This window comes from Rahnella sp. 2050 (assembly GCF_040544515.1).
Taxonomy (GTDB): domain Bacteria; phylum Pseudomonadota; class Gammaproteobacteria; order Enterobacterales; family Enterobacteriaceae; genus Rahnella; species Rahnella aceris.
The window spans coordinates 1,117,356-1,143,351 of record NZ_JBEPKE010000001.1; the positions used below are offsets into that span (position 1 = coordinate 1,117,356).

Sequence of the window (25,996 nt, forward strand, 5' to 3'; positions counted from 1 at the left end):
CGGATTAAAAGGGTTTCAGATCAACACGGGCCATCATCGCCGCGAGTTGCGGACGATCGGTGACACCGACATTACTCTGGCTGACAGCCAGGGCAGCAACAGCAGTGGCCAGTCGTAGCGTATGTTCACTGGATTCACGCATCAGCAAACCGTAGATCAGACCACCGACCATGGAATCACCTGCACCCACGGTGCTGACGACTTCACAGGCTGGCGGTTTGGCGATCCACGCACCGGAGGCGTTAACCCACAATGCACCTTCAGCACCCAGAGAAATCACCACATGGGCGATCCCCTGATCACGTAAGGCATGCGCGGCTTCTACCACGTCGCTCAGTTCCGGCAATTTACGGCCAGCCCAGATTTCCAGTTCACGGCGGTTAGGTTTCACCAGCCAGGGCGCGGCTTTCAGACCGGCAACCAGCGCTTCACGGCTGCTGTCGAAGATGATGCACGGGCACTGTGCGCGCAGACGTTTCATCCAGTCGGTGAAAGCGTCAGGATCAACACCCGCTGGCAGACTGCCGCTGACGGCAACCATGTCGAACTGGCCCAGCCATGACAGGGAATCCGTTACGAAACGTTCCCAGTCAGCAGGCGTGACGTTGAAGCCGGAGAAATTGAAATCACTGACTTCACCATCTTTTTCAGTCAGTTTGACATTGATACGGGTGCGGCCATTAACCACCTGGAAGCGGTTCGCAATACCCAGATCGCTGAATAACAGCTGGAAGCCATCCTGATTTTCTTTACCGAGGAAACCGCCAACGGTGACATCGATGCCGAGATCTTTCAGCACTTTGGCAACGTTAATCCCTTTACCTGCCGCGTGCAGGCCGGTGGTTTGTACCAGGTTGACTTCACCCCGTTCGATTTCGGGGCAGTATCCGACCAGATCATAGGCCGGGTTTAAGGTAATAGTGGCGACCCGACGGCTCATGCGCCCTCCCCAAGACCTTCAGCAATCGCTTCACCGATGGTTTTTAATGCCAGCTCTGCATCCTCACCACTCGCGGTAAAACGCAGGTGGTGACCTTTTTTCACGCCCAGCGCCACGACTTTCATCAGGCTGCGGCCGTTGGCAGGTTTACCGCTGCCATCAAGATTCGTTACCGTGATTTCGCTGCTGAACTGTTTAATAACGTTCACCAGTGCGGTACCCGGACGGGCGTGCAAGCCGTGTTCGTTACGGATAACGTATTCAGCGGTCAGCACGTTGGCTTGTTCTTCGACTTCGCTGGTCAGCAATGCCAGCACACCGACGGAATCTGCCGTCAGCAAGCGTTCAGCTTTGTTGGCAATCAGCAAATCACTGAGGTAGTTCAGCACATCGAGCGGCTGATCGTCAGCAACGGAAATCGTCAGCAGCATGGAGACTTTTTCGCCATCCAGATCAAATGCCTGCTGTGCACGGCTTACCGTTGCAGCACTTTTCAGGTTGCCTTCGGTACTGTCGCTCAGCCAGATGCCCTGCCCGAGGTTCAGCGGTTTACGGCTGATCACATCACTGACAAAAGCGGTATCGACAGCGCCAATCTCTTTCAGGCGGCCAGCGTTCAGCGCCTGTAACGTGATCAGGTTTTCTGCGGCCACATCGACTGCGATCAACTGGCTATCAAACAGGAATTCAGCCGTATTTTTTTCGCCCATCAGCAGGGTGCGTAATTCTTCAGCGGAATCTGTTTTTGCCAGGCGATCAGCCACGCTGTCGTCACTTAAGACGTGCGTCAGCTGACGCAGCAAACCGAGGTGTTCATCAGAACGAGCTGCGATGCCGATCACGACATATGCCGTCTGGCCTTCGCCCCAGGTAATCCCTTGCGGAAACTGGAAAACCTGCACACCGGTATCAAGCACCAGATCACGGGTATCTGTGGTGCCATGCGGGATTGCGATGCCGTTGCCAAGGTAAGTAGAGGTTTGCAACTCACGCGCCAGCATGCCGTCTACATAACCTGCGCTGACGCGACCGGCCTGAGTCAGTGCTGCTGCAACCTGGCGAATAGCGTCCTGCTTATCGCTGGCAGCCGCACCGAGATGAATATCTTGCTGTGACAGTTGGAACATAATTCTCCTCTCCTGCTGAAATTGAATCGTTTCAGCTTTACTGAGAAAAAAGGAGCGTCATCAGATTTCAGAAGAAAAACCGACAACGCTGAAACGTTTCAAGAAGTCTCAATCCGGCCTGTATTTAAATCAAGCTTTCCCTGATTTTGCGTAACGATTTTTTGATGTTACGCACAGTTTCCTTTCTGAGAGCTTTCCGAAACGGATAACTTAACGCAAATGCTGAAGTCAGGCTGACGAAAAATGCTGACGCAAGCTGTCCCCTTCTCTGCGGACAATATTGCGGTGAAGAAGCGACGCCTCACCCGGTCATTTTTGACACAAAGTGCGGTTTTATTATTCAGTATGGCAAATTCACTGTGGTTTACATTTTTGATGATCAAAACCTGTTTTTGTTTTTTTTAAACTGTCGTAACATTCGCGCAAATTTCGTCCCCTCCTCTACTTCTGGTTCACTTAGCTAATGCGAATTTCTACAACGTCAGCCCGCCGTTTACCCGACATGACGTCAACTGCTTTTCTGATCATCGCCTTCCTTACCGGCATTGCAGGCGCGTTACAGACCCCGACGCTCAGCCTGTTCCTCACTTCTCAGGTTCACGTCAGCCCGTTTATGGTGGGTATCTTCTTTACCGGCAGTGCCGTGATTGGCATCTTCGTCAGCCAGTTGCTGGCGACCTGGTCTGATCAACGCGGTGACCGCAAAACGCTGATTTTGTATTGCTGCATTCTGGGTGCGCTGGCTTGTGTGCTTTTCGCCTTTAACCGTAATTACTTTATCCTGCTGTTCATCGGCGTTTTGCTGTCGAGCTTTGGTTCCACAGCTAACCCGCAGATGTTCGCGTTAGCACGGGAGCATTCCGAAAAAACTGGTCGCGAAGCCGTGATGTTCAGCTCCATTTTGCGCGCACAGGTTTCGCTGGCATGGGTCGTCGGACCGCCGCTGGCCTTTGCCCTGTCGATGGGCTTTGGTTTTACCTTTATGTACTGCGCTGCCACGCTGGCTTTCTTGCTGTGCGGCGTAATGGTGTGGATGTTCCTGCCTTCGATGCCCAAGGCGCACATCAAGACCACCGCCACGCTGGAAGCACCACGCCGTAACCGCCGTGATACGCTGATGCTGTTCATCGCCTGTTCACTGATGTGGGCAGCAAACAGCATTTATCTGATCAATATGCCGCTGTATGTGGTGCGTGAACTGGGTCTGCCGGAAAAACTGGCAGGGGTACTGATGGGCAGTGCAGCCTGTCTGGAAATTCCGACCATGCTGATCGCCGGATATCTGGCTAAACAGTTGGGGAAACGCTTCCTGATGCGTTTCGCTGTGCTGGCGGGGGTGATTTTCTACGGCGGCATTCTGTTTACTACCGGTGCGGCAATGCTGATTGCTTTACAGTTGCTGAACGCAATTTTCATCGGCATTCTGGCCGGGATCGGCATGCTGTATTTCCAGGATCTGATGCCGGGTCAGGCAGGCGCGGCCACCACGTTATTTACCAATTCAACGCGGGCGGGCTGGATCCTGGCCGGTTCGCTGGCCGGGGTGATCGCCCAGTTCTGGACATACCATGCGGTATTTTATGCCGCACTGGCGATGGTGATTGGTTCGGTGTTATGTATCTGGAATGTGAAAAACGTCGATAAACCGGCGGAAGACGTGCCCGCAGCGGTGGTTTAAGGCGCGGTATCTGCCTCAAGCTGAATCAGATAAGTCAGCGCCTGGTCGCGATGTGTAAAGCACATTTCGCGGCTGGCCTGCAGGCTGGCGCAAACTTTCGGACGCAGTGGTGAGGTGAAAATCTTACACAGAAAGTTATCAGCCAGCTGAACACAGCGCGTATTGGCAGGCTTACCGTCTGGCATTCCCGGGATCGGGCTGGAAATTGAAGGCGCTATGCAACAGGCTCCGCAATCAGTACGACAGTCCATCAACAGCCTCCTCAGGCCTCATTTTGAGCCGCGACAATAGCAGGCAGCGTAATGCGCCACCAGCGAAATATTTACGACTCTTTAACACGATAACCCGAACATTTTTCATACCGGCAGGCGAAGCGCAAAATATGCGTCATAAAGCGGATTTTCGCGACTCTTTTTACGCTATCTGCTTGCCTGAAATCAGCGGCGCGGGTAACGTGTCGCAAATTATTTATCTCTCTCCTGACAGGTTATTTATATGGCACGTGCTAACGAAATTAAACGCGGCTTCGTTGTGAACTACGACGGCAAATTGCTGCTGGTAAAAGATATTGATGTTCAGAGCCCGAGCGCCCGTGGTGCCAGCACCTTGTACAAAATGCGTTTTGCTGACGTTCGTACTGGTGGCAAAGTGGAAGAGCGCTTCAAAGGCGACGATATCCTGGATACCGTTACCCTGACCCGTCGTAAAGTGAACTTCTCTTACGTTGATGGTGACGAATACATCTTTATGGATGACGAAGACTTCACGCCCTACACCTTTAATAAGGCGCAGATTGAAGACGAACTGCAGTTCATCCCTGAAGAAGGTTTGCAGGGCATGCAGGTTCTGACGCTGGACAGCCAGCTGCTGGCGCTTGAAATGCCGCAGACGGTGGATCTGGAAATCGTGGAAACGGCACCGGGCATCAAAGGCGCTTCCGCCAGTTCCCGCACCAAACCTGCGGTCATGAGCACCGGTCTGAACATTCAGGTTCCTGAATATCTGAGTTCTGGCGACAAAATCCGTATTCATATCGCAGAACGTCGTTATATGGGGCGCGCGGATTAATCAGCGCCCCGCTCTCTGCTGAAAGGAACGCTGCGGCGTTCCTTTTTTATTGTCTGCATTTTGCGATTAATCCTTCAGACTGTGGATCTGCATCACAAAATGAGTGGCTATCTGGACTTACCAATTCCCCTTTCTATCATATGACTTTACACTCTAAGCCCTGATTTCGGCTTAAATCGTCGCTTTATCCAGCATAAAATTCAACTGACGGGTAAATAGCCCCAATTTGGCCTGACCAATTATTTATTTCTGACTTGCCTGGAGTATTGCATGAAAACTATTGCCACAGCGTCCCTGCCTGCAGCAGTGTCATTGCCTGCTTATGATCGCGATGTGTTAAAAAGCCGTATTGTTCATCTCGGATTTGGTGCCTTCCATCGCGCTCACCAGGCGCTACTGACCAACCGCGTGCTGAACCTCCAGGGGGGCGACTGGGGCATTTGCGAAATTAGCCTGTTCGGCAATGAAACGCTGATCCAGAGTTTGCGTCAGCAAAATCATCTGTTTACCGTGCTGGAAAAAGGCGCGGACGGCAATCAGGCGATTATCATCGGCTCTGCACATGAATCTGTGCACGGCGGGATTGACGGGCTGGAAGCAGTACTTGAAAAACTCACTGAGCCACAGATCGCGATTGTTTCCCTGACCATCACTGAAAAAGGTTATTGCATTGAGCCGGGCACCGGCGAACTGGATCTGCAAAATCCAAAAATTCAGCAGGATCTGGCGGGCGGTCAGGCGCCGGGTACCGCTCCGGGCGTTTTAGTCGAAGCCCTGCGTTTACGTCATGAGCGCGGCTTACCAGGCTTCACCGTTTTATGCTGCGATAACATTCCTGAAAACGGTCTGGTGGTAAAAAACGCCGTACTGGGCATGGCGAAAGCACGTTCCGCAGAACTGGCTGAATGGATCGCCGGAAACGTCTCTTTCCCAAGCACCATGGTTGACCGTATTGTTCCTGCCGCGACGGAAAATACGCTGGAAGAAATCACCGAAGCCCTCGGAGGTGTGACCGATCCTTGCGGTATCGCCTGTGAACCCTTCATTCAGTGGGTCGTGGAAGACCATTTCGTGGCGGGCCGTCCGGACTGGGAAAAAGCTGGCGCACAGATGGTTGCCGACGTTTTGCCTTTCGAACAGATGAAGCTGCGCATGCTGAACGGCAGCCACTCTTTCCTCGCCTATCTCGGCTATCTGGCCGGTTATCAGCACATCAACGATTGCATGGAAGATGCCAACTATAAGGCCGCTGCCCATCATCTGATGCTGCATGAACAAGCTCCGACGCTGAGCGTCGAGGGTGTCGATCTCGGTGCGTATGCTGACAGCCTGATTGCACGTTACAGCAACCCGGCGCTGAAACACCGAACCTGGCAAATCGCGATGGACGGCACCCAGAAACTGCCACAACGTATGCTCGATTCCATCCGCTGGCATGTTAAAAATGGTGGTTCCTATGAATTACTGGCGCTGGGCGTGGCAGGCTGGATGCGTTATGTCGGTGGTACTGATGATGCCGGGCAGTCCATTGAGATTAAAGATCCGATGGCTGAAACCGTCGCTAAAATTGTGGCATCAACCGAAGATGGCGAACAGCGGGTGAAAGCCCTGCTGGCCCTGACGGGCGTATTCGGTGAGCAATTGCCTCATGAAGAGAAAGTCGTAGCGGCCATACTGAGCGCGTATGCCGATCTGCAAAGAATTGGCGCGAAGAAAACCGTGGCAAAATACGTAGGTTAAGCCCGGCAACTGAAGCTAAGAACGGCTGCTGCGGCAGCCGTTCTTATTTGTACGGCGGTATCAGTCGTTCAGTTCTGAGGGGACTGAGGAAAAAAGGAATCCGTCAAAAGACGGATCATCAGCATCCGAAACCTGTAACAGCATATCTTTGACATTTTCCAGATGCTGCCACATCGCCTGCTTCGCGGCTTTCGGATCCCTGCGAAGTACTGCCTGCAAGATTGTCTGATGGTCCTGCAACCAAATCTGACTGTAGTTTTTATCGCCGACATGCTGATGGATCCCCTGCCACATGGAGCTGCGCTGGCGGATCAGCCACAGATCATCCACCAGTTTAACCAGCACACTGTTCTGGGAAGCCTGCGCCAGCAAGGCATGAAACCGCTGATCTTCAGCATCATCGGAGACGCCACGTGCAATGCATTCTCGCTGTGCATCAATGGCATCGCGCATTTGCAGAATATCCGTCTTAGTGGCCTGCATCGCCGCAAAAGCCGCGACTTCGCTTTCCAGCAATTGCCGCGCCTGTAATAACTCGAACGGGCCATATCCGCTGTCAGCGCTTTCCGGCTGGCTATCTTCCGGTTGATGCAATACATAGACGCCGGAACCTTTACGCACTTCGACCACTTTTTCCAGCTCCAGCATGATCAGCGCTTCACGCACTACACTTCGGCTGACGGAATAAGATTCCGCAATGTCACGCTCCGGAGGGAGGCGATCGCCAGGGGCATATTTTCCGGCATGGATATCGCGACGTAAATGACCGCCTATCTCCTGATAAAGTCGCATGTTTTGCCCCTTTCACTGACACAAGCTCAATTGGTCTGACATCTGATTAATCGTTCTGATGCCTGAAATAAGAGAGAAAATTATAACATGTCAGCAGAAAGGGAAAGGACAGGAATAGAAAACTGACGGCCCGATCAAGATTGGGCCAGCCAGTTCATAAAGTTGTCCGGCCACATAACGATACATTGCATTACCGCGCTCAATGACCGGAGCGAAACATATTAACGATACTAACTATTTACAGCTACTTAGTTATAACTCACCGTCATCACCGCAAGGCGAGGATCATTATTAATATGCCGCGTGGTGACCTGCCCGAGAGACAAAGGCAAGGCGAAAGAAGAAGGATTTTGCGCATTCAGCGTATGAACTTGCCTCACCTGTTTTCCGCCACGTTCACAGTCGCTGATCACCGCATTACGTGCGGCACTGACGTGACATCCTCCGTCAACAATTGACCCGGTAATATGAATAATTCCGCCTGTTGCAGCGGCACTGGCAAACTGAATCGTCCCTGAGGCCATGACTCCCAAAAACAGTACACAGGTAATTCTGTTCATGGTGACACCTCATCATAACTATTAATTTTAAAGTTCCCGTAACCACAATTTAACATTAATACATCTAATTGAATTTACACGTCTGGAGGCAAAATAAATCTTGCTTGCCTGCCGGCAAAAATAAGCAATCCATGTCTTACATCGGCGCAACGCTGGATTTTCTTAAGGAGTCGCTGCACATTGGCGGGGAATTTTTCAAAAAGGATGTGCAACCATGACCAAAACCAACCTGATCACCGGCTTTCTGGGAAGCGGAAAAACCACCACGCTGCGCCACCTTCTGGCTCAGAAGCCTGAAGGTGAAAAGTGGGCCGTGCTGGTGAATGAATTCGGCGAAGTCGGCATTGATGGTGCATTACTGGCTGGCAGTGGTGCGGTTTTGAAGGAAATCCCCGGTGGTTGCATGTGCTGTGTGAACGGATTGCCAATGCAGGTCGGTCTGAATATGTTATTGCAGCAGACTAAACCTGACCGCTTGCTGATAGAACCCACCGGGCTGGGGCATCCGAAACAGATTCTTTCTTTACTGACGTCTGACGTTTACAGCAACTGGCTGACACTCAATGCCACGCTTTGCCTGCTGGATCCGCGTCAGTTAAGCGATCAGCGGGTGACTGATAATGAAAACTTTCGCGATCAGTTAGCCGCAGCAGACATTATCGTGGCAAATAAGTCTGATGTGACGCAGGCGCAGGACACGCAGAAGCTGGACGAATGGTATCAGCAGAATGGTCACGAGAGACTTCTGGTGACGGCTTCGCAAGGTGAGATCGACCTGACATTACTTGATTTTCCGCGCCAGAATCTGGTTGAGTTACCGCAAGGTAAACATCATCACGCTCACGCCGCTAAACAAGGACTGGCTGCACTGAGCCTGCCGGGAAAACAGCGCTGGCGTCGCGCACTGAATCAGGCAGACGGTTATACCAGTTGCGGGTGGATATTTGATGGCGAAACGCAGTTTGAGACCGCAGGCATTCTCGACTGGGCGCGCGCGGTGCAGGTTGATCGCGTCAAAGGGGTTATACGCATTAAAGAAGGCACATTACTGATTAACCGTCAGGGCAATGACTTACACATTGAAACAAAAGCGGTGGCGCCGTTAGACAGCAGAATTGAGCTTATTACGCAAAATGAAGTGCAGTGGAATGCAATACAATCCTCCTTGTTGAAGATTCGTTTAAGTTGATCAGATTAAGTTAACGCTAACTAAGTTATTCCTTACTTTGCTAAGAATAGGTCTTCCTTTATGTGGCGCCGCAATATTCCCGCAATCCTGATACTCAATGTATTGGGTGTTGCCTTATTTTTATCTTTCTATTTGCCAGCAAACCATGGTTTCTGGTTCCCGATTGATAAATCGATTTTCTTCTTTTTTAATCAACATCTGGCCACTGATGCGTGGTTCCTGCACCTGGTCGCCGTGACCAATAATCGTGCCTTTGATCTGATTTCATTGCTGGCGATGGGAATCCTGTATCTGAGCTATTTCCTGAAGCAGGATAGCGACGGGCGTCGCCGGTACATCATTATTGGTGTCGTGATGCTGCTGACTGCCGTTGTGCTCAACCAGCTCGGACATTTATTGCCTGTCAGCCATAAAAGCCCGTCACTCAGCTTCCCGGGCGTAAACCGCGTGAGCGAACTGACCGGCATTCCCACCAAAGATGCTTCCAGCGACAGCTTCCCCGGCGACCATGGCATGATGCTGATTATTTTTTCATGCTTTATGCTGCGCTACCTGAGTAAGTCAGCATTCGCTGTCGCCTTGATCATCACCCTCATCTTCTCACTCCCACGCGTGATGATTGGTGCACACTGGTTTACTGATATCGCGGTCGGCTCAATGTCCGTCGTGCTGGTCGGTGCCAGCTGGTGGCTGATGACACCAGCCAGCGATACGCTGATTAACTGGCTTGATCAAAAATTACCCGGTAAAAAAAATCCTAAGACACACGCATAATTTTGGATGCATACATAATATTTATGGCCCGGCAGATCTTTATGATTTGCCGGGCCTTTTTAAAGGATGTTTCTCAACGCCTCTGCGCTGTATTATGTCCCCTGAACGCGCTATTGATGCGGTTTTAACCCAAATTCGCGTAAAGATCACCCAGCATTTTTAACATGTTTACTTACATCACCTTACATCACAATTTCTTATAAAAAATCTCATAATACCTCTCGCAATCACCTGTTCATTACGGTAATCTCCAATTCGCCTGTATAGAATTGTGTTAAAAACACCCCGGTTCAGGAAAAAAACGTGCTGCGACGCACATTTCCTCCCCCTGGTATTTGTCCCACAGATATATGGCAGGTAATCTCGCTTCGTTTGGCAATTTTAATAACGATTTCATCGTTAAGGACAGCAAGGGATAACAACAATAATGGTCAAGTCTCAACCGTTTCTGAGATATATCACGCGGATAATTCCCGCGATTGGTGCAGCAATTATTCTTTCTGCATGTAGTGGTACACATTCTTCGAACACAGAAAACGCGCAAACTGATATGCGTGCAGTAAATGGCAATGATGGCCTTCTACTGCAAGCCTCTCAGGATGAATTCGAAGCAATGGTTCGCAACGTCAACGTTAAATCCAAAATTATGGATCAGTACGCTGGCTGGAAAGGCGTTCGTTATCGGTTGGGCGGTGACAGCAAGCGTGGTATCGATTGCTCAGCGTTCGTTCAGGTAACATTCCGCGAACAATTTGGTATGGATTTACCTCGTTCAACCTATGAACAGGAAGAGAAAGGCAAGAAAATCCAGCGCACGAAACTGCGTCCGGGTGATCTGGTTCTGTTCCGTGCGGGTTCAACAGGCCGTCACGTCGGCATTTATTTAGGTAACGATCAGTTTGTACATGCATCCACCAGCAACGGTGTGATGATTTCAAATCTGAAAGAGTCCTACTGGAATGCACGTTATCGTGAAGCAAGACGAGTTTTAGCTAACGGCTGATCCCGTTACCTTATGATTTAGTTCTTGTTGTCCTATGCCAAGCGAATAAAAAAACGTCATCTTTGGATGGCGTTTTTTTATGCCTGTAATAAAGTGTATGAAGTGTCTGTTGATTTTTTGACGACGTTATTCTTTTATTTCCTCTGCGCGAAAAGGGCAAAACATATGGGTTTAAAAACGGCGTTAACACACACCGTATTGCCCAAACATCTGTATTTAAAGAGAAGCCTGCTTTTTTCAGCCCTGTTTTTCATTTTATTTATCGCAGTTACCCTCACCGTTATTAAAACCAACAATCTCCGCGAACAAAATGAAATCGCGCAACGAACGGCACAATTTACTGCTGATTATCTGCGCCAGTTAACCGACACGATGCACAGAATCGGACTGCTCACGACAGAACCCTGCCATTCCATTGCCGGGGAATTAAGCCGTGACGTCGCATTCAGCATGGGTGTTCGTGATTTTCAGCTGGTGCGTAATGGCATCGTTTTTTGTTCCTCGGCTTCCGGTAATCAGCACATTCCTGTAAACAGTACCCTGCATGACCTCGAATTTGATAACAACATGAGTATCGGACTGCAGATGGGCACCCCTGCCGTCCCGAACCGCGCGGTGATCCTTATATGGCAGCGTAACCCCGGTGCAACGGACGATGGCGTGATAGCAACGCTGGAACTGACGTTGTCGCCGTATATGCTTTTTGCGCAGCCAGGTTCCGGCTACCGGGGTTTTGCACTGCTGGTGGGAAAGAGCGCACTGATTTCTTCTCAGGCCGGTCTGATCAAGATCAGTGATTTGCCCCGCAGCCATTTTACTCAAGTCAAAATAGATAATTATCCTTTCAGCATTCGTCTCTACTCTCCTTCCCTGACCCGCGATAACATACTCTTTACGTTCTCAGGCGGCCTGCTGCTTAGCCTGCTGGTTTGCGCGCTGATTTACCACAGCCTGCTGAACCGCCATAACGTTGAGCGTGAGGTTCTGCGCGGGCTGAAAAATAAAGAATTCTTTGTTGAATATCAGCCGGTTATCGACTCAAAGAGCCTGAAGGTGACTGGCGTTGAAGCCCTGCTGCGCTGGCAGCACCCCATTGAGGGGCCCATTCCGCCCGATGTTTTTATCAGCTATGCTGAAAATCAGGGGCTTATCGTCGACCTGACTCAACATATGATGGCTCTGGTGGCAGCGGACGCCCATACCTTGCAGCACGCTTTTCCCGGTCCGGGCAAACTCAGTATCAACATTTCTCCTCACCACATGAACAAAATCAGCTTTCATGACGATGTGATGAATTTTATTGAAGCGTTACCTGAGAATGCTTTCCAGGTGGTATTCGAAATTACAGAACGTGGAATGATTGATACACAAGGTGCATTACGGGAATTTAACTGGCTGCGCCGCCATAAGATTGAAATAGCCATTGACGATTTTGGCACCGGCCATAGCGCGCTGATCTATCTTGAGAAGTTCACGCTGGATTATCTGAAAATTGACCGCGGCTTTGTCATGTCGATTGATCAGAACACCCTGATCGCCCCGGTGCTGGATACCGTCCTTAAACTCACGGAAGAACTGAAGATCAAAACCGTAGCCGAAGGCGTCGAAACCCAGATGCAGGCGGAGTATCTGCGCAATCACGGCGTGACCTATTTACAGGGATATCTGTACAGCAAATCGCTCGGTGTTCCTGAGCTGCTGGACTTTATACGTGATTTCAATGAGAAAGAAGCCACCTGGCAGATTTGACCTGCATCAGTCCCGCATCTTTTGTTCCATTTTTCTTTTAGGCGTCTGCATCCGGTTGTGATAAAAAGGCCAAAATCAGGGACGAAACCGAAGAGTCGTGCGTGACAAAATCTTTGCTTTCAATTGATTAATATCGAAATAGCCCGCGGTAATGCCGCATTATGCTGTCGTCATCACAGGAGTGCAGATTCAGGATGTTTTCTCGCGTTTTTGCCGGTGTGCTGTGCCTGCTGAGTCTCAGCGCACAAGCTGAAGTCATACAGGACAGTTACGCGTTCGCCATATTAGGCGAGCCCAAGTATGTCTCAAACTTCACCAGTTTTGACTACGTCAATCCTGCCGCCCCGAAAGGCGGTCAGATCACACTGGCGGCCATTGGTACTTACGACAACTTCAACCGCTTCGCGTCTCGCGGTAATCCGGCTGCGCGCAGCGGCTCGCTTTACGACAGCCTGTTTACCACCTCCAGCGATGAGACTGGCAGTTATTATCCGCTGATCGCCGATTCTGCCCGTTATGACAGCCAGTACCGTTGGGTCGAAGTGGATATCAATCCGCGCGCCCGTTTCAACGACAATACCCCGATTACCGCCAGTGATGTGGCCTTCAGCTTCCGAAAATTCATGACCGAAGGCGTACCGCAATTTCGCGTGGTGTATAAAGGTGTGGAAGTAAAAGCCATTTCGCGCCTGACAGTACGCATGGTGTTGCCGAAAGCGGATAAAGACATGATGCTCGGCCTGCTCGGTTTGCCGATTTTGCCGCAGACATTCTGGGAAAAGCATAAATTCAATGAACCGCTGAGTACACCGCCGCCGGGCAGCGGGCCTTACCGCATCAGCGATTACAAACTCGGTCAGTACATCACCTATTCCCGCGTGCCGGATTACTGGGCGGCCAATTTGCCCGTCAACCGGGGCCGCTATAATTTTGACACCATCCGCTACGACTATTACCTCGACGACAATGTGGCGCTGGAGGCGTTTAAGTCCGGCGCGTTTGATTTCCGCATGGAAACCTCGCCGAAAAATTGGGCGACGCAATATCAGGGCGGTAATTTCAGCAAAAACTTTATCGTTAAAGCTGATGTGGAAAATCAGGCAGCGCAGGATACCCGCTGGCTGGCATTCAATATCCATCGCCCGCAATTCGCCGACCGCAAGGTGCGCGAAGCCATCACTTTGGCTTTTGATTTTGACTGGATGAACAAGGCGCTGTATTTCGGGGCGTATCAGCGGGTGAACAGTTACTTCCAGAATACCGACTACGCGGCAAAAGATTATCCGAACTCCGCAGAACTGGCGTGGCTGGGGCCGCTGAAAGGCCAAGTGCCGCCTGAAGTCTTTAGCGCGCTGTATCAGCCACCCGGCTCTGACGGCACCGGTAATGACCGCGCAAATCTGCTGAAAGCCACCGCATTACTGAAAGAAGCGGGCTGGGAAGTGAAAAATCAGGTGCTGGTGAATGGCAAAACCGGTAAGCCGTTTACCTTCGAGCTGCTGTTACCTGGCGGCGGGAATTCACAGTACGTCTTGCCGTTCCAGCATAATTTACAGCGACTGGGCATTAAGATGTCGATCCGTGAAGTGGATAATTCGCAGTTCGTGCGCCGTATGCGCCAGCGTGATTACGATATGCTGCCGACGGTTTATCCCGCCACGTCGTATCCGAGCAGCGATTTGCAGATTTACTGGAACAGTAAATATCTCGATTCCACCTATAACAAATCAGGTGTCAGCGATCCGGCCATTGACAAGCTGACCGACGAAATCGCCGCCAATCAGGGCAAACCTGATGCCCTGTTGTCGCTGGGCCATGCGCTCGACCGTGTGCTGACGTGGAATATGCTGATGATCCCAATGTGGTATACCCATCACGAGCGCTACGCTTACTGGGATAAATTCTCGATGCCAGCCGTCACCCCATCCAACGGAATGGAACTCGACACATGGTGGTACGACGTTAACCGCGCAGCCCGTTTACCTGCGCAACGCCGCTGAGGAGCATACTGTGGCCGCCTATCTTTTAAGACGACTGCTTCTGGTGATCCCCACGTTGTGGGCGATCATCACCATTAACTTTTTTATTGTGCAGATTGCTCCCGGCGGTCCGGTTGATCAGGCGATTGCCGCTATTGAAATGGGGCAGTCAGGCGGTTTACCGGGTGCCAGCGCGGGCAGCGGAAATGGCAAAGCGTCGCCGGGTTTAGCGCAGTTTGGTGAAGGTCAGTATCGCGGCGCACGGGGCCTGGATCCGGAAGTCATTGCCGAAATCACCCACCGCTTCGGCTTCGATAAACCGCTGCATGTGCGTTATTTCGAGATGTTATCCAACTATGTTCGCTTTAATTTTGGCGACAGTCTGTTCCGCGGCTCATCCGTTATGGGACTGGTGAAAAGCGCGCTCCCGGTTTCCGTTACCATCGGCCTGTGGAGCACGCTGATTATCTACCTGGTGTCGATCCCGCTCGGGATCCGCAAAGCGGTGCGTAACGGCACGAAATTCGATACCTGGAGCAGCTCCGTCATTATTGTCGGTTATGCCGTTCCCTCTTTCCTGTTTGCCATCTTATTGATTGTGCTATTCACCGGCGGCAGTTATCTCGACTGGTTCCCGCTGCGCGGCCTGACGTCGCCGAATTTCGATACCCTGCCGTGGTACGGCAAAGTGACCGATTATCTCTGGCACATCACATTGCCGGTGCTGGCGACGGTGATTGGCGGATTTGCCACGTTGACCATGCTGACTAAAAACTCGTTTATGGATGAAGTAGGCAAGCAATATGTGGTGACCGCGCGCGCCAAAGGGCTGAACGAAAAACAGATTTTGTACCGGCATGTATTTCGCAACGCGATGCTGCTGGTGATCGCCGGTTTCCCTGCCACTTTTATCAGCATGTTTTTCACCGGCTCGTTGCTGATTGAAGTGATGTTCTCCTTACAGGGGTTGGGATTGCTGGGCTACGACGCCATCGTACAGCGCGATTTCCCGGTGATTTTCGGCACGCTGTATGTTTTCACGCTGATTGGATTGCTGCTCAATATCGTCAGCGACATCACTTACACGCTGGTTGACCCGCGTATCGATTTTGAGGGCCGCCAGTAATGAGCCTTTTTAAACTGAACTCCGTCAGTCAGGCGCGCTGGGCGCGTTTTTGCCAGAACCGCCGTGGTTACTGGTCGCTGTGGATTTTCATGGTGATGCTGATCCTGGTGCTGTTATCCAACGTCCTCGCCAACGACAAACCGCTGCTGGCACGTTATCAGGGACATCTCTATGTGCCGTTTCTGGTCAATTACAGCGAAACGACGTTTGGTGGTGAGCTGGAAACGCCAACCGATTATCAGGATCCGTTTGTTGTGCGCCAGATTGAAGACCACGGCTGGGCGATTTGGGCACCGATCCGCAGCAGTTATAACTCCATTAACTTTTCTACCGCGCAGCCCTTCCCTTCACCGCCTTCTTCTCAAAACTGGCTGGGCACCGACAGTAACGGGCATGATGTGCTGGCGCAAATCCTTTACGGGTTGCGGATTTCGCTGTTCTTCGGCGTTCTGCTGACGGCGATGACCTCGGTGATTGGCATGATTGTCGGTGCCACGCAGGGCTATTACGGCGGATTAATCGATTTGCTCGGGCAGCGCTTTATCGAAGTGTGGTCGAGCATTCCCACGCTGTTCCTGATTATTATTCTGGCCAGCGTGGTGCAACCCAACTTCTGGTGGCTGCTGTTGATCACCGTACTTTCCGGCTGGATGATGCTGGTCAGCGTGGTGCGCGCCGAATTCCTGCGTACCCGTAACTTTGATTATATCCGCGCCGCGCAGGCGATGGGCGTCAGCGACCGCGCTATCATGTGGCGTCATATGCTGCCTAATGCGATGGTCGCCACGCTGACCTATCTGCCGTTTATCCTATGCGGCTCGATCACCACACTGACGTCACTGGATTTTCTCGGTTTCGGCCTGCCGCTGGGCTCGCCATCGCTGGGTACACTGCTGATGGAAGGGAAGAATAATTTGCAGGCGCCGTGGCTGGGGATCAGCGCTTTCGTGGTGCTGGCCGCGCTGCTGTCATTATTGATTTTCATTGGTGAAGCCGTTCGCGATGCCTTCAATCCGTCCGCACACCATAATGAGGTGCTCTGAAATGACAGACGCTGCGTTATCCGCCCCGTTACTGCAAATCAAAAATCTCAGCGTCGCATTCCGTCAGGGAAAACAGCAACGTGAAGTGGTCAGCAATGTATCGCTCGATATCCGTGCCGGTGAAACCCTGGCGCTGGTGGGTGAATCCGGCTCCGGCAAAAGCGTCACTGCGCTGTCAGTGTTGCGTCTGCTGCCCTCTTCCGTGGTCTATCCGCAAGGCGACATTCTGTTTGCTGGCCAATCCTTACTGAACGCAGATGCCAGCACATTGCGCCAGATCCGTGGCAACCAGATTTCGATGATATTTCAGGAACCGATGGTGTCGCTAAATCCGCTGCATACCATCGAAAAACAGCTGACTGAAGTGCTGACGCTGCACCGTAATCTTCACGGTGATGCAGCACGCACTGAAATTCTGCGCTGTCTGGATCGCGTGGGTATTCGTCAGGCAGCCTCGCGCCTGCGGGATTTTCCGCACCAGCTTTCCGGCGGTGAACGCCAGCGCGTGATGATTGCCATGGCGGTGCTAACCAGGCCAAAGCTGCTGATTGCCGATGAACCAACCACCGCGCTGGACGTCTCCGTGCAGGCGCAGATTTTATCGCTGCTCGACGAGCTCAAGCAGGAAATGGGGATGGCGATGCTGTTTATCACCCATAACCTGCGCATAGTGCGCCGTCTGGCAGACACCGTAGCAGTCATGCAACACGGGCGCGTCGTGGAGCAGCAATCACGTACCGCACTTTTCAGTCAGCCTCAGCACCCTTATACCCGCCAGCTGTTACAAGCCGAACCACAGGGTCGCCCGCAGCCGCTGACCGGTAAACCGCCTGTTCTGCTGGATGTGAAAAATCTGGATGTCGGTTTTCCCGTCAAACGCGGCCTGCTGCGTCGCACGGTCGGCATCAAACACGCGGTGAACCAGGTCAGTTTCCAGCTTCGCCGGGGAGAAAGTCTCGGTGTGGTGGGCGAGTCCGGTTCAGGCAAAAGCACCACCGGGCTGGCATTGCTGCGTTTGCTCAAATCGCAAGGGGAAATCTGGTTTGACGGCCAGCCACTGCATGCTTTCTCGCGCAAGAAAATGCTGCCGTTCCGCAGCCGGATTCAGGTGGTGTTTCAGGATCCTTTCTCTGCGTTAAATCCGCGCTTTACCGTCGGGCAAATCATCGCTGAAGGTCTGCTGGTGCATCGCAACGTCAGTGAACAGGCGCGCGATAAAGCAGTGATCCGCGCAATGCAGGAAGTGGGGTTGGATCCGCAATCCCGCCACCGCTACCCGACGGAGTTTTCTGGCGGCCAGCGCCAGCGTATCGCGATCGCCCGTGCGTTAATTTTACAACCGGAAATGCTGATCCTGGATGAACCTACGTCGTCGCTGGATAAATCGGTTCAGGCGCAGATTCTGACCATTTTAAGTGAGTTACAGCAACGTCACGGCCTGACATATCTGTTTATCAGTCATGATTTACACGTGGTGCGGGCTTTGTGCCATCAGCTGATGGTGTTGCGAAACGGAGAAGTGGTCGAACAGGGAGAGTGTGAGCAGATTTTTACTGCACCGCAGCAGGCTTATACCCGCGAATTACTGGCCGCGTCAGAGGCTTTCGACACCCACCAGCGCTGAGACGCAGGCAAAACACGCCGGAATGCCTCGGGATTGCGGCGTGTCAGAAAGGATAAAGTGCGGTTACAGATTCCGCGATCGCTGCGCCGATATTTTTCAGGCAGCAGAGCGTGGCACTTTCATCTTCACGATGAACGAATAAACACGGCTCGCCGTCGATTTCAACAATCGCCGCTTTTACCTGAATATCTTCTAATGCATCAGTGAGCTGATGCATCACCTGCCAGGCGAATTCGCCCTCATGGCTGAGCAGTTTCAGGCCGATCAGATTGTTATCTTCATCATTACCAGGCAGCGGAATCGGTTCAACTTTGATACCCGCAAAACCTGACAACCAGCGATAACTTTGCGGCAAACGATGTACTACCGAAAGTTGGATATTATTCACGTCGTTCCCCAGACAATGATACATGCAAATTATTTACACGCTGTTTTTACAAAATAGCTACAACCACACTGCTTAAGTTATAGCCGACAGGCTGCTCTTTGCCTACTCCTCGTTCAAATTATTAACATTGAATTAACGCAATAGGATACAAATTGACAGACTGTTGCTAACTTTATGTCTGCTCCCGACCATATTGAGAGGCAGATCTCATTTTGGCTTATTTGTAACCTTTTACGCCTTTATTAACAACCACTTTAATCAATTGCCGCTACCTTTTGATCCTTATTTTTTACATTTAATATACAAATCAAACTACGTAAACATGACTAATTCCGCACTAAAATGATTAATATCAACAGGATAGTTAAGTCAGAGGAGTTAAGAATGATGCGGTATCGGTTAATTTCATTTTGAAATGAACCTGTTGGTTACATTTTTTATCGTCGCGCATCATACGTTAAAATCTGGATCTAATGTTAATAAATCCGCACAATTTGTTTGCACAAATCCCTCTTCTCTGGCTTATCATCCGCATCGTTATAAGTGGTATACCCTATCGGGACAGACATCGGCAAAACTAACCCGCTGATAAATCTCGTATTACGCAAATTATAATAAGAATCAGACAGCGAACTCCCTGCCTTTTGGCAAAAACCCATTCCCAGAGAGAAAGAGATGGAAAACGATCCTTCAATCATTGGAAGCAACACACCCGAAAATGGAACCGGTTTCAGTCGTCGTGAACTCCTCAAAGGCCTGACGTCTGCGATGGTGGCAACTACCCTGCTCGGTTTCCCGTTCCTGAGCCAGGCGGAGAAAGAAACCGCCACGCAGGATCCGGTTATCTTCGGCCAGTTCTACCTGGTATCGCAGGCTATCACTGAACATAAAAATATCAGCGAAGGCTCTTCCGCACAGATTTTCAACGCATTCTATCGCTCACAACCCGACTTCCCTGCGCAGGTCAGCAAACTACACGCGCTGGTGAAACCCGGTCAGGCAGCGAAGGATTTGCAGGAAGTGGCAAAGCAAAACGGTTTGGGTGAACTGGTGACCCGCATCGTCACCGCCTGGTATACTGGCACGGTTGGACATGGAACCGATTCCATTTTAATTGCATACAAAGATGCGCTGATGTATCGCCCGGTCAGTGACGGCCTGATTGTGCCCACTTACTGCGGAAACGGTCCGCTGTACTTCACCGCCGCACCTCCCGCCGCTGCGATGCCTGAATCCATGAATGCTGATCGTTTTACTAATCCTTCTGAAACACATGTTGTGAGCAAAGCCTGATGAAAAAACCAGAATTTACGGCAGACGGCGATGCGTCTGCTGATGTGATTGTTGTCGGTTCCGGTATCGTGGGCGGCATGATTGCCGATCAGCTGGTCAGCCAGGGATATTCCGTTCTGGTGCTGGAAGCAGGTTTGCGCATTGAGCGCGCGCAGGCCGTTGAAAACTGGCGCAACATGCCTTTCGAAAACCGCGCTGGCTCTGACTTCCAGGGGCTTTACCCGCAGTCTGAAAAAGCCCCCGCACCGCTGTACTTCCCGGAAAATAACTACGTCCATCTGACCGGGCCGAGCGCCAGCAGCTTCAAACAAGGTTATCTGCGCACCGTCGGCGGCACCACCTGGCACTGGGCAGCATCCTGCTGGCGTCACGTTCCCAACGATTTCAAAATGAAAACGTTGTACGGCGTGGGCCGCGACTGGCCAATTTCCTATGATGAACTCGAACCTTATTACTGCCGTGCTGAAGAAGAAATCGGCGTAGCCGGTCCCAATGACCCTGAGTTGCAGTCGCCTTCTGAGCGCAGCAAACCCTATCCGATGGAACAGGTGCCTTACGGTTACGGCGACACCCGTTTTGCTGAAATCGTTAACCCGCACGGTTACCGTTCCGTGCCAATTCCGCAGGGTCGCAGTACGCGTCCGTGGAATGGCCGCCCGACCTGTTGTGGCAACAACAACTGCCAGCCAATCTGCCCGATTGGTGCGATGTATAACGGAATTGCGCACGTCGAACGCGCTGAGAACAAAGGTGCCGTGGTACTGGCTGAAGCGGTGGTCTACAAAATTGACACGGATGAAAACAACAATGTGACCGCCGTTCACTGGCTGGATAATCAGAAGAAATCGCATAAAGCGACCGGTAAAGTGTTCGCGCTGGCCTGTAACGGCATCGAGACGCCACGCCTGTTGCTGATGGCCGCGAACGAAAAAAATCCAAACGGTATCGCCAATTCGTCTGATCATGTTGGTCGTAACATGATGGATCACTCCGGTTTCCACTGCACGTTTATCGCCAAAGAGCCGCTGTGGATCGGCCGTGGTCCGGCGCAGAGCAGTTGTCTGGTCGGCCCGCGCGATGGCGATTTCCGCAAAGACTATTCTGCCAACAAAATGATCCTCAACAACATCAGCCGCGTGATCCCTGCGACCTCTAAAGCGTTGCAGATGGGGCTGGTGGGCAAAGAGCTGGATGAGGAAATCCGCCGCCGTTCCATCTTTGGCGTGGATTTGTCCATCAGCCTGGAACCGCTGCCGGATCCAAATAACCGCCTGACACTCAGCACCACCCGTAAAGATCCACACGGTTTGCCGTGCCCGGATATTCACTACGATGTCGGGGATTACGTGCGCAAAGGCGCGGAAGCGGCTCACAAGCAGCTTGAGCACATCGGTTCCCTGTTCATGGCAGAAGAATTCAATATCACCACCAGCCTGAACGCCAACAACCACATCATGGGCGGCACCATCATGGGCAGTGATCCGAAAGATTCTGTAGTCAACGGCGAATGCCGCGCACACGACCACGCTAACCTGTGGTTGCCGGGCGGCGGCGCGATCCCGTCCTCCAGCGTGGTGAACAGTACGCTGACTATGGCCGCACTCGGCCTGAAAGCCGCCGATGATATGGCGAAAAAACTGGCAGGTGCCGCATGAAGAAACTTCTCACCGCCTGCCTGCTGAGCGCATCGCTAAGCGGATTCGCCTTCGCTGCGGACAATCAGGCTGAACTGATCCGTCAGGGGCAAGAAGTGGCGACAGCCGCTGACTGTCAGGCCTGCCATACTGCCCCGGAAGGCGGTAAAACGTTTGCCGGTGGCTATGAAATCCATTCACCGATGGGCACGATTTACACCACCAACATCACACCGTCGAAACAGTTCGGTATCGGTAATTACACCGAAGCACAGTTCACCCGCGCGGTGCGGGAAGGCGTTCGCCCTGACGGTGCCAATCTGTATCCGGCCATGCCTTACACTTCCTATAGTCATATGAGCGATGCCGACATGCATGCGCTGTATGTCTATTTCAAAGAGGGTGTGAAGCCGGTCGAACAACCGAATGTTGAAACTGCCCTGCCGTTCCCGTTCAACATGCGTATTGCGATGGCGGGCTGGAACATGATGTATCTCGACAGCACGCCGTTTAAGCCGGATCCGTCGAAAAGTGAACAATGGAACCGCGGTGCGTATCTGGTCAACGGTGCCGGTCACTGTGATACCTGTCATACGCCACGTAACCTGATGATGGGTTCTGTGACCGATAAACCGCTGGCAGGCGGCATGGTCGGCCCGTGGTATGCCCCGAATATCAGCTCGGATCCGGTCAGTGGTATTGGTAACTGGTCGCAACCTCAGCTGGTGGAATACCTGAAAACGGGCCGCACCGCCGGGAAAAACCAGGCAGCGGGCGGTATGGCGGAAGCGGTTCAAAACAGTCTGCAATACATGTCTGACAGTGACCTGAACGCGATTGCTTTCTACCTGAAAAACAGCACGCCGGTGCGTGACCCGCGTGATACGCAGGCGGCGGACACCTTCGGTAAACCGGTGAACGTGGAAGAAGGTTTACGCGGCGCGCACCCGTTTAATGCGAACAAAACCATCGACAACGGTGCGGCACTGTTCAGCGGTTATTGCGCCAGTTGCCACCAGCCGGACGGTTCTGGCAGCGAAAATCAGGCATATCCGTCGCTGTTCAACAATACCGCCACCGGCATGGGTAATGCGTCTAACCTGATTTCCGCCATTCTTTACGGCGTGGATCGACAGGTCGGCGACCATCACGTACTGATGCCGAAATTTGGCGTGGGCTCGTATGTCGGTCAGTTAGATGATCAGCAGATTGCTGACATCTCCAACTACGTGCTGAAAAACTACGGCAATGCGACCATTCAGGTCAGCGCACATGATGTCGCGGTGTTACGCGCAGGCGGTCCGGTGACATTACTGGCGAAACTGCAACCGTTTATGGCTCCTGCAATGGTGGCTGGCGTGATTGTTCTGCTGGTGCTGATTTTCTGGCTTGGCCGGAAACGCAAAACCAAAGCAGCGTAATCCGTACACTGAAATGCAAAACGGCCCTGTTTGGGCCGTTTTTTATATGCGGATCTGAAAGCTAACCGCGCCCGACCAGCGGCATGGCGCTGGCCATTACGGTCATGGTCAGCACGTTAGTGTCGAGCGGTAAACCGGCCATAAACGCCACCGCCTCACCGACGCGCTCCACCGGGATCACCGGTTCCTCAGCGATATGTCCGTCCGCCTGCATTCTGCCTGCCAGCGCTTTATTGCCCATATCCGTCGCCGCATTGCCGACATCGATTTGCCCGCAGGCAATGTTGAACGCGCGACCATCGAGCGCGGTGGATTTGGTCAGTCCGGTAATCGCGTGCTTGCTGGCGGTGTACGGCGCAGAATTCGGGCGCGGCGACTGCGCCGAAATCGAACCGTTGTTGATGATACGTCCGCCTTGCGGCGTTTGTTGTTTCATCAGTTTTACCGCCGCCTGCGTACACAAAAAAGCGCCGGTGAGATTGGTATTGATCACCGACAGCCAGTCTTCCACCGGCAGTTGTTCGATCGGCACATCCTTCACGTTATTACCGGCGTTATTGAACAGCAAATCCAGCCTCCCGCAGGTTTCCTGAATATCCTGAAACAGCGCGGCCACCGATTGCGGGCTGGTCACATCCAGCTGACGTGCCACCGCCTGCCCCGGTGTAAACAACGCGACCGCCTGGTCGAGTTTTGCCTTATTACGCCCGGCCAGAATCACTTTAAATCCGATCGCTTCCAGCGCTTTCGCGGCGCTCAGGCCGATACCGCTGCCCCCGCCAGTGATTAATGCGATTTTGTTCATTGGGCCTCCTATACTGCAGCCAGCATGCCGCCATCAATAAAGAGTAAATGACCATTCACGAAATCTGAGGCCCTAGAGGACAGATAAACCGCGCCGCCCACCAGCTCTTCAGGATTGCCCCAGCGTGCAGCCGGCGTGCGTTTACACAGCCATTCGGAGAACTCTTTGTTATCGACCAGCGCCTGGGTCATGTCAGTTTTGAAATAGCCCGGCGCGATGCCGTTCACCTGAATATTGTAGCGTGCCAGTTCAACGCACATGCCACGGGTCAGCATTTTTACCGCGCCCTTTGAAGCGGCGTATGGCGTGATGGTGTCGCGACCCAGCTCGCTTTGCATCGAACCGATATTAATGATTTTGCCGCGCTCGCGTTGGATCATGTAACGCGCCACCGCCTGCGATACCAGGAACACAGATTTCTGGTTTACGGCAATCACGTCGTCCCAGTCTTTTTCCGGAAACTCGGTGAATTTATGGCGGCGCTGAATACCGGCGTTATTCACCAGCACATCAATCGGCCCGATGGTGCTTTCGATATGATCAATCGCCTGATTCACCGCCTGACTGCTGGTGACATCAAATGAGACGGCATGGGCGATAAAGCCTTCAGCACGCAGGGCTTCGGCCGCTTTTTGCGTGGATTCCTGTTGTGTACCGTTAACGATAATTTCCGCGCCATGCTGCGCCAGCCCTTTCGCCAGCAGGAAACCCAGACCGCGCGTCGAGCCGGTAATCAGAATCTTTTTATTGTCCAGTGAGAAGAGATTTGTCATGACGTTGGCCTTATTGAACGCTGATTTAAAAAGTTAGCTTCACTACACCGGTTTACCCCGCGCTAAACTGTGATGCAGATCACCTGACGGAATGTTAAAAAACCCTGTTACTCCGGGTGTGATCATCATCATTTTGATAACAATCTCCGGCGCTTTCTGTTTCAATAACAAGGTATATTTGCAGGCCCAATCAGGAAAACTCCGCATGAGAAACCAGCGCGTGACACTACAGGACATCGCCCAACTGGCGGATGTCACGAAGATGACGGTGAGCCGTTTTCTGCGCACGCCGGAAAAGGTGTCTCCTGAAACCCGCGAACGCATCACGAAGGTGATGGAAGAAGTGGGATATCCGCTGGAAGAAGCCCGCGGACCGGCCAAAGCGCCGCGTATCGGCATTTTAGTGCCGTCATTTAACAACCAGATTTTCTCCGACTTACTGGCGGGCATTGAGTCGGTCACTTCCGCGCAGGGCTTTCAGACGCTGGTCGTCAATTACGATTACAGCAAAGAGCGCGAGGAAGAACACATCATTAATCTGCTCGGTTATCAGCTTGCCGGACTGATCCTCACGGATTCCGTGCATACCCTGAAAGCCGATAAGTATCTGAATGCCGCAGAAATTCCTGTTGCGCAGGTGATGGATCTCGACGATCCGCACGGGCGGATTGCCGTCGGTTTTGATAACCAGCAGGCCGGTTACGATATGGCGAATACGTTGCTCGCCAGCGGCAAAGAACATGTGGTGTATTTCGGTTCGATGTCAGATGCCCGCGACCAGAAGCGTTATCAGGGTTACAGCCGCGCAATGGATGAACGCGGGCTGACGCCGGTGCATATCACGCCTAATAAAGTGTCGTCGGTATCTATCGGTGCGGGCATGCTGGCCATGGCGCGTCAGTTATATCCGCAGACCAACGCTATTTTGTGTACCAATGACGATATTGCCGTCGGCGTGTTACAAGAATGTATCAAACAAGGGATCCGCGTCCCGCAGGATATGGCAATTTCCGGTTTCCACGGACTGGATATCGGCCTCGCCACTACACCATTATTAGCCAGCGTGATCACCCCGCGCTTTGAGATGGGGAAAGTGGTGGCAGAGATATTGCTCAAAAAAATCAGGAACCTGCCGACGATCGAAAGGGTGGATTTGCATTACCGTATTTCCCTCGGCGGCACCATTTAATCCTCCTTTCCCGTCCATTTCTCCCCCTTCGTCCTGCACGCCAACTCCGGTGCAGGATCACGTAAGTGGTAACACCTTTTCTTAACATAATTCAACGTGAC

At 52.2% G+C, this 25,996-nt stretch carries 23 protein-coding genes; 15 read left to right on the forward strand and 8 right to left on the reverse strand.

The window, feature by feature from the left end; translation table 11 throughout:
* Positions 1–4: 4 nt before the first annotated feature.
* Positions 5–940, reverse strand: coding sequence for a 1-phosphofructokinase (fruK, locus tag ABIC79_RS04940; protein WP_013574663.1), 936 nt, complete (start codon positions 938–940; stop codon positions 5–7).
* Entirely contained in the window at positions 937–2,067 is a 1,131-nt protein-coding gene (fruB, locus tag ABIC79_RS04945; RefSeq protein ID WP_013574662.1) for a fused PTS fructose transporter subunit IIA/HPr protein, read from the reverse strand. The genes fruK and fruB overlap by 4 nt, the downstream gene beginning before the upstream one ends.
* A 463-nt stretch (positions 2,068–2,530) precedes the next feature.
* On the opposite strand from fruB, the gene ABIC79_RS04950 reads away from it, so the two are divergent.
* Positions 2,531–3,745 (forward strand): sugar efflux transporter, encoded by a 1,215-nt coding sequence (locus tag ABIC79_RS04950; protein WP_013574661.1) that lies wholly within the window; start codon positions 2,531–2,533, stop codon positions 3,743–3,745.
* Here the strand turns inward: ABIC79_RS04950 and ABIC79_RS04955 are convergent.
* Positions 3,742–3,996, reverse strand: a complete 255-nt coding sequence (locus ABIC79_RS04955) for a YkgJ family cysteine cluster protein (RefSeq protein ID WP_013574660.1) — start codon at positions 3,994–3,996, stop codon at positions 3,742–3,744. The genes ABIC79_RS04950 and ABIC79_RS04955 overlap by 4 nt on opposite strands.
* Positions 3,997–4,240: 244 nt before the next feature.
* Between ABIC79_RS04955 and yeiP the strand changes: the two genes are divergently transcribed.
* Together yeiP and ABIC79_RS04965 are read left to right on the forward strand one after the other, a co-directional pair.
* Positions 4,241–4,813 (forward strand): elongation factor P-like protein YeiP, encoded by a 573-nt coding sequence (gene yeiP, locus ABIC79_RS04960; RefSeq protein ID WP_013574659.1) that lies wholly within the window; start codon positions 4,241–4,243, stop codon positions 4,811–4,813.
* A gap of 270 nt (positions 4,814–5,083) precedes the next feature.
* Positions 5,084–6,553 (forward strand): mannitol dehydrogenase family protein, encoded by a 1,470-nt coding sequence (locus ABIC79_RS04965; RefSeq protein WP_112151184.1) that lies wholly within the window; start codon positions 5,084–5,086, stop codon positions 6,551–6,553.
* Positions 6,554–6,613: 60 nt separating this feature from the next.
* On the opposite strand, the gene ABIC79_RS04970 is transcribed toward ABIC79_RS04965, so the two are convergent.
* On the reverse strand, positions 6,614–7,345 hold the full coding sequence (locus ABIC79_RS04970; protein WP_013574656.1) for an FCD domain-containing protein: 732 nt from the start codon (positions 7,343–7,345) through the stop codon (positions 6,614–6,616).
* Between the two features lie 248 nt (positions 7,346–7,593).
* Positions 7,594–7,905, reverse strand: a complete 312-nt coding sequence (locus ABIC79_RS04975; protein ID WP_112151185.1) for a YmdA family protein — start codon at positions 7,903–7,905, stop codon at positions 7,594–7,596.
* A 214-nt stretch (positions 7,906–8,119) separates the two neighbouring features.
* Here ABIC79_RS04975 and ABIC79_RS04980 point away from each other — a divergent pair, with 214 nt between their 5' ends.
* The 8 genes from ABIC79_RS04980 to yejF all read left to right on the forward strand — a co-directional run bounded on the left by ABIC79_RS04980 (position 8,120) and on the right by yejF (position 18,392).
* Positions 8,120–9,094: a CobW family GTP-binding protein gene (locus ABIC79_RS04980; protein ID WP_121019538.1), complete on the forward strand. Its 975-nt coding sequence runs from the start codon at positions 8,120–8,122 to the stop codon at positions 9,092–9,094.
* Positions 9,095–9,154: 60 nt separating this feature from the next.
* Entirely contained in the window at positions 9,155–9,868 is a 714-nt protein-coding gene (locus ABIC79_RS04985) for a phosphatase PAP2 family protein (protein WP_013574653.1), read from the forward strand.
* 427 nt (positions 9,869–10,295) lie between these two features.
* Positions 10,296–10,871, forward strand: coding sequence for a bifunctional murein DD-endopeptidase/murein LD-carboxypeptidase (gene mepS / locus ABIC79_RS04990; protein ID WP_013574652.1), 576 nt, complete (start codon positions 10,296–10,298; stop codon positions 10,869–10,871).
* A gap of 165 nt (positions 10,872–11,036) precedes the next feature.
* On the forward strand, positions 11,037–12,620 hold the full coding sequence (gene pdeN, locus ABIC79_RS04995) for a cyclic di-3',5'-guanosine monophosphate phosphodiesterase PdeN (protein ID WP_223510120.1): 1,584 nt from the start codon (positions 11,037–11,039) through the stop codon (positions 12,618–12,620).
* A 194-nt stretch (positions 12,621–12,814) separates the two neighbouring features.
* Positions 12,815–14,620, forward strand: a complete 1,806-nt coding sequence (locus ABIC79_RS05000) for an extracellular solute-binding protein (RefSeq protein WP_013574650.1) — start codon at positions 12,815–12,817, stop codon at positions 14,618–14,620.
* Between the two features lie 10 nt (positions 14,621–14,630).
* Positions 14,631–15,725, forward strand: a complete 1,095-nt coding sequence (gene yejB, locus ABIC79_RS05005; protein WP_013574649.1) for a microcin C ABC transporter permease YejB — start codon at positions 14,631–14,633, stop codon at positions 15,723–15,725.
* A complete protein-coding gene (locus tag ABIC79_RS05010; protein ID WP_112151187.1) occupies positions 15,725–16,768 on the forward strand; it encodes an ABC transporter permease in 1,044 nt (347 codons plus the stop codon). The genes yejB and ABIC79_RS05010 overlap by 1 nt, the downstream gene beginning before the upstream one ends.
* Position 16,769: 1 nt before the next feature.
* Positions 16,770–18,392 (forward strand): microcin C ABC transporter ATP-binding protein YejF, encoded by a 1,623-nt coding sequence (gene yejF / locus ABIC79_RS05015; protein ID WP_037036151.1) that lies wholly within the window; start codon positions 16,770–16,772, stop codon positions 18,390–18,392.
* Positions 18,393–18,435: 43 nt separating this feature from the next.
* On the opposite strand, the gene ABIC79_RS05020 is transcribed toward yejF, so the two are convergent.
* Positions 18,436–18,780, reverse strand: a complete 345-nt coding sequence (locus ABIC79_RS05020; RefSeq protein ID WP_015689537.1) for a YejG family protein — start codon at positions 18,778–18,780, stop codon at positions 18,436–18,438.
* Positions 18,781–19,455: 675 nt separating this feature from the next.
* Here ABIC79_RS05020 and ABIC79_RS05025 point away from each other — a divergent pair.
* From ABIC79_RS05025 to ABIC79_RS05035, 3 genes are read left to right on the forward strand one after another with little or no spacing between them, the layout of a single operon-like run.
* The gene (locus ABIC79_RS05025) at positions 19,456–20,073 is read left to right on the forward strand and encodes a sorbitol dehydrogenase family protein (RefSeq protein ID WP_037036152.1); all 618 of its coding nucleotides are present in this window, start codon (positions 19,456–19,458) and stop codon (positions 20,071–20,073) included.
* The gene (locus ABIC79_RS05030; RefSeq protein WP_112151188.1) at positions 20,073–21,728 is read left to right on the forward strand and encodes a GMC family oxidoreductase; all 1,656 of its coding nucleotides are present in this window, start codon (positions 20,073–20,075) and stop codon (positions 21,726–21,728) included. Before ABIC79_RS05025 ends, ABIC79_RS05030 begins: the two co-directional genes overlap by 1 nt.
* Positions 21,725–23,128: a cytochrome c gene (locus ABIC79_RS05035; RefSeq protein ID WP_112151189.1), complete on the forward strand. Its 1,404-nt coding sequence runs from the start codon at positions 21,725–21,727 to the stop codon at positions 23,126–23,128. The genes ABIC79_RS05030 and ABIC79_RS05035 overlap by 4 nt, the downstream gene beginning before the upstream one ends.
* Before the next feature lie 61 nt (positions 23,129–23,189).
* On the opposite strand, the gene ABIC79_RS05040 is transcribed toward ABIC79_RS05035, so the two are convergent.
* Positions 23,190–23,933: an SDR family oxidoreductase gene (locus tag ABIC79_RS05040; RefSeq protein ID WP_037036157.1), complete on the reverse strand. Its 744-nt coding sequence runs from the start codon at positions 23,931–23,933 to the stop codon at positions 23,190–23,192.
* Between the two features lie 8 nt (positions 23,934–23,941).
* The gene (gene idnO, locus ABIC79_RS05045) at positions 23,942–24,706 is read right to left on the reverse strand and encodes a gluconate 5-dehydrogenase (protein WP_112151190.1); all 765 of its coding nucleotides are present in this window, start codon (positions 24,704–24,706) and stop codon (positions 23,942–23,944) included.
* Between the two features lie 205 nt (positions 24,707–24,911).
* Between idnO and ABIC79_RS05050 the strand changes: the two genes are divergently transcribed.
* On the forward strand, positions 24,912–25,895 hold the full coding sequence (locus ABIC79_RS05050; RefSeq protein WP_013574640.1) for a LacI family DNA-binding transcriptional regulator: 984 nt from the start codon (positions 24,912–24,914) through the stop codon (positions 25,893–25,895).
* The last annotated feature ends 101 nt before the right edge of the window (positions 25,896–25,996 follow it).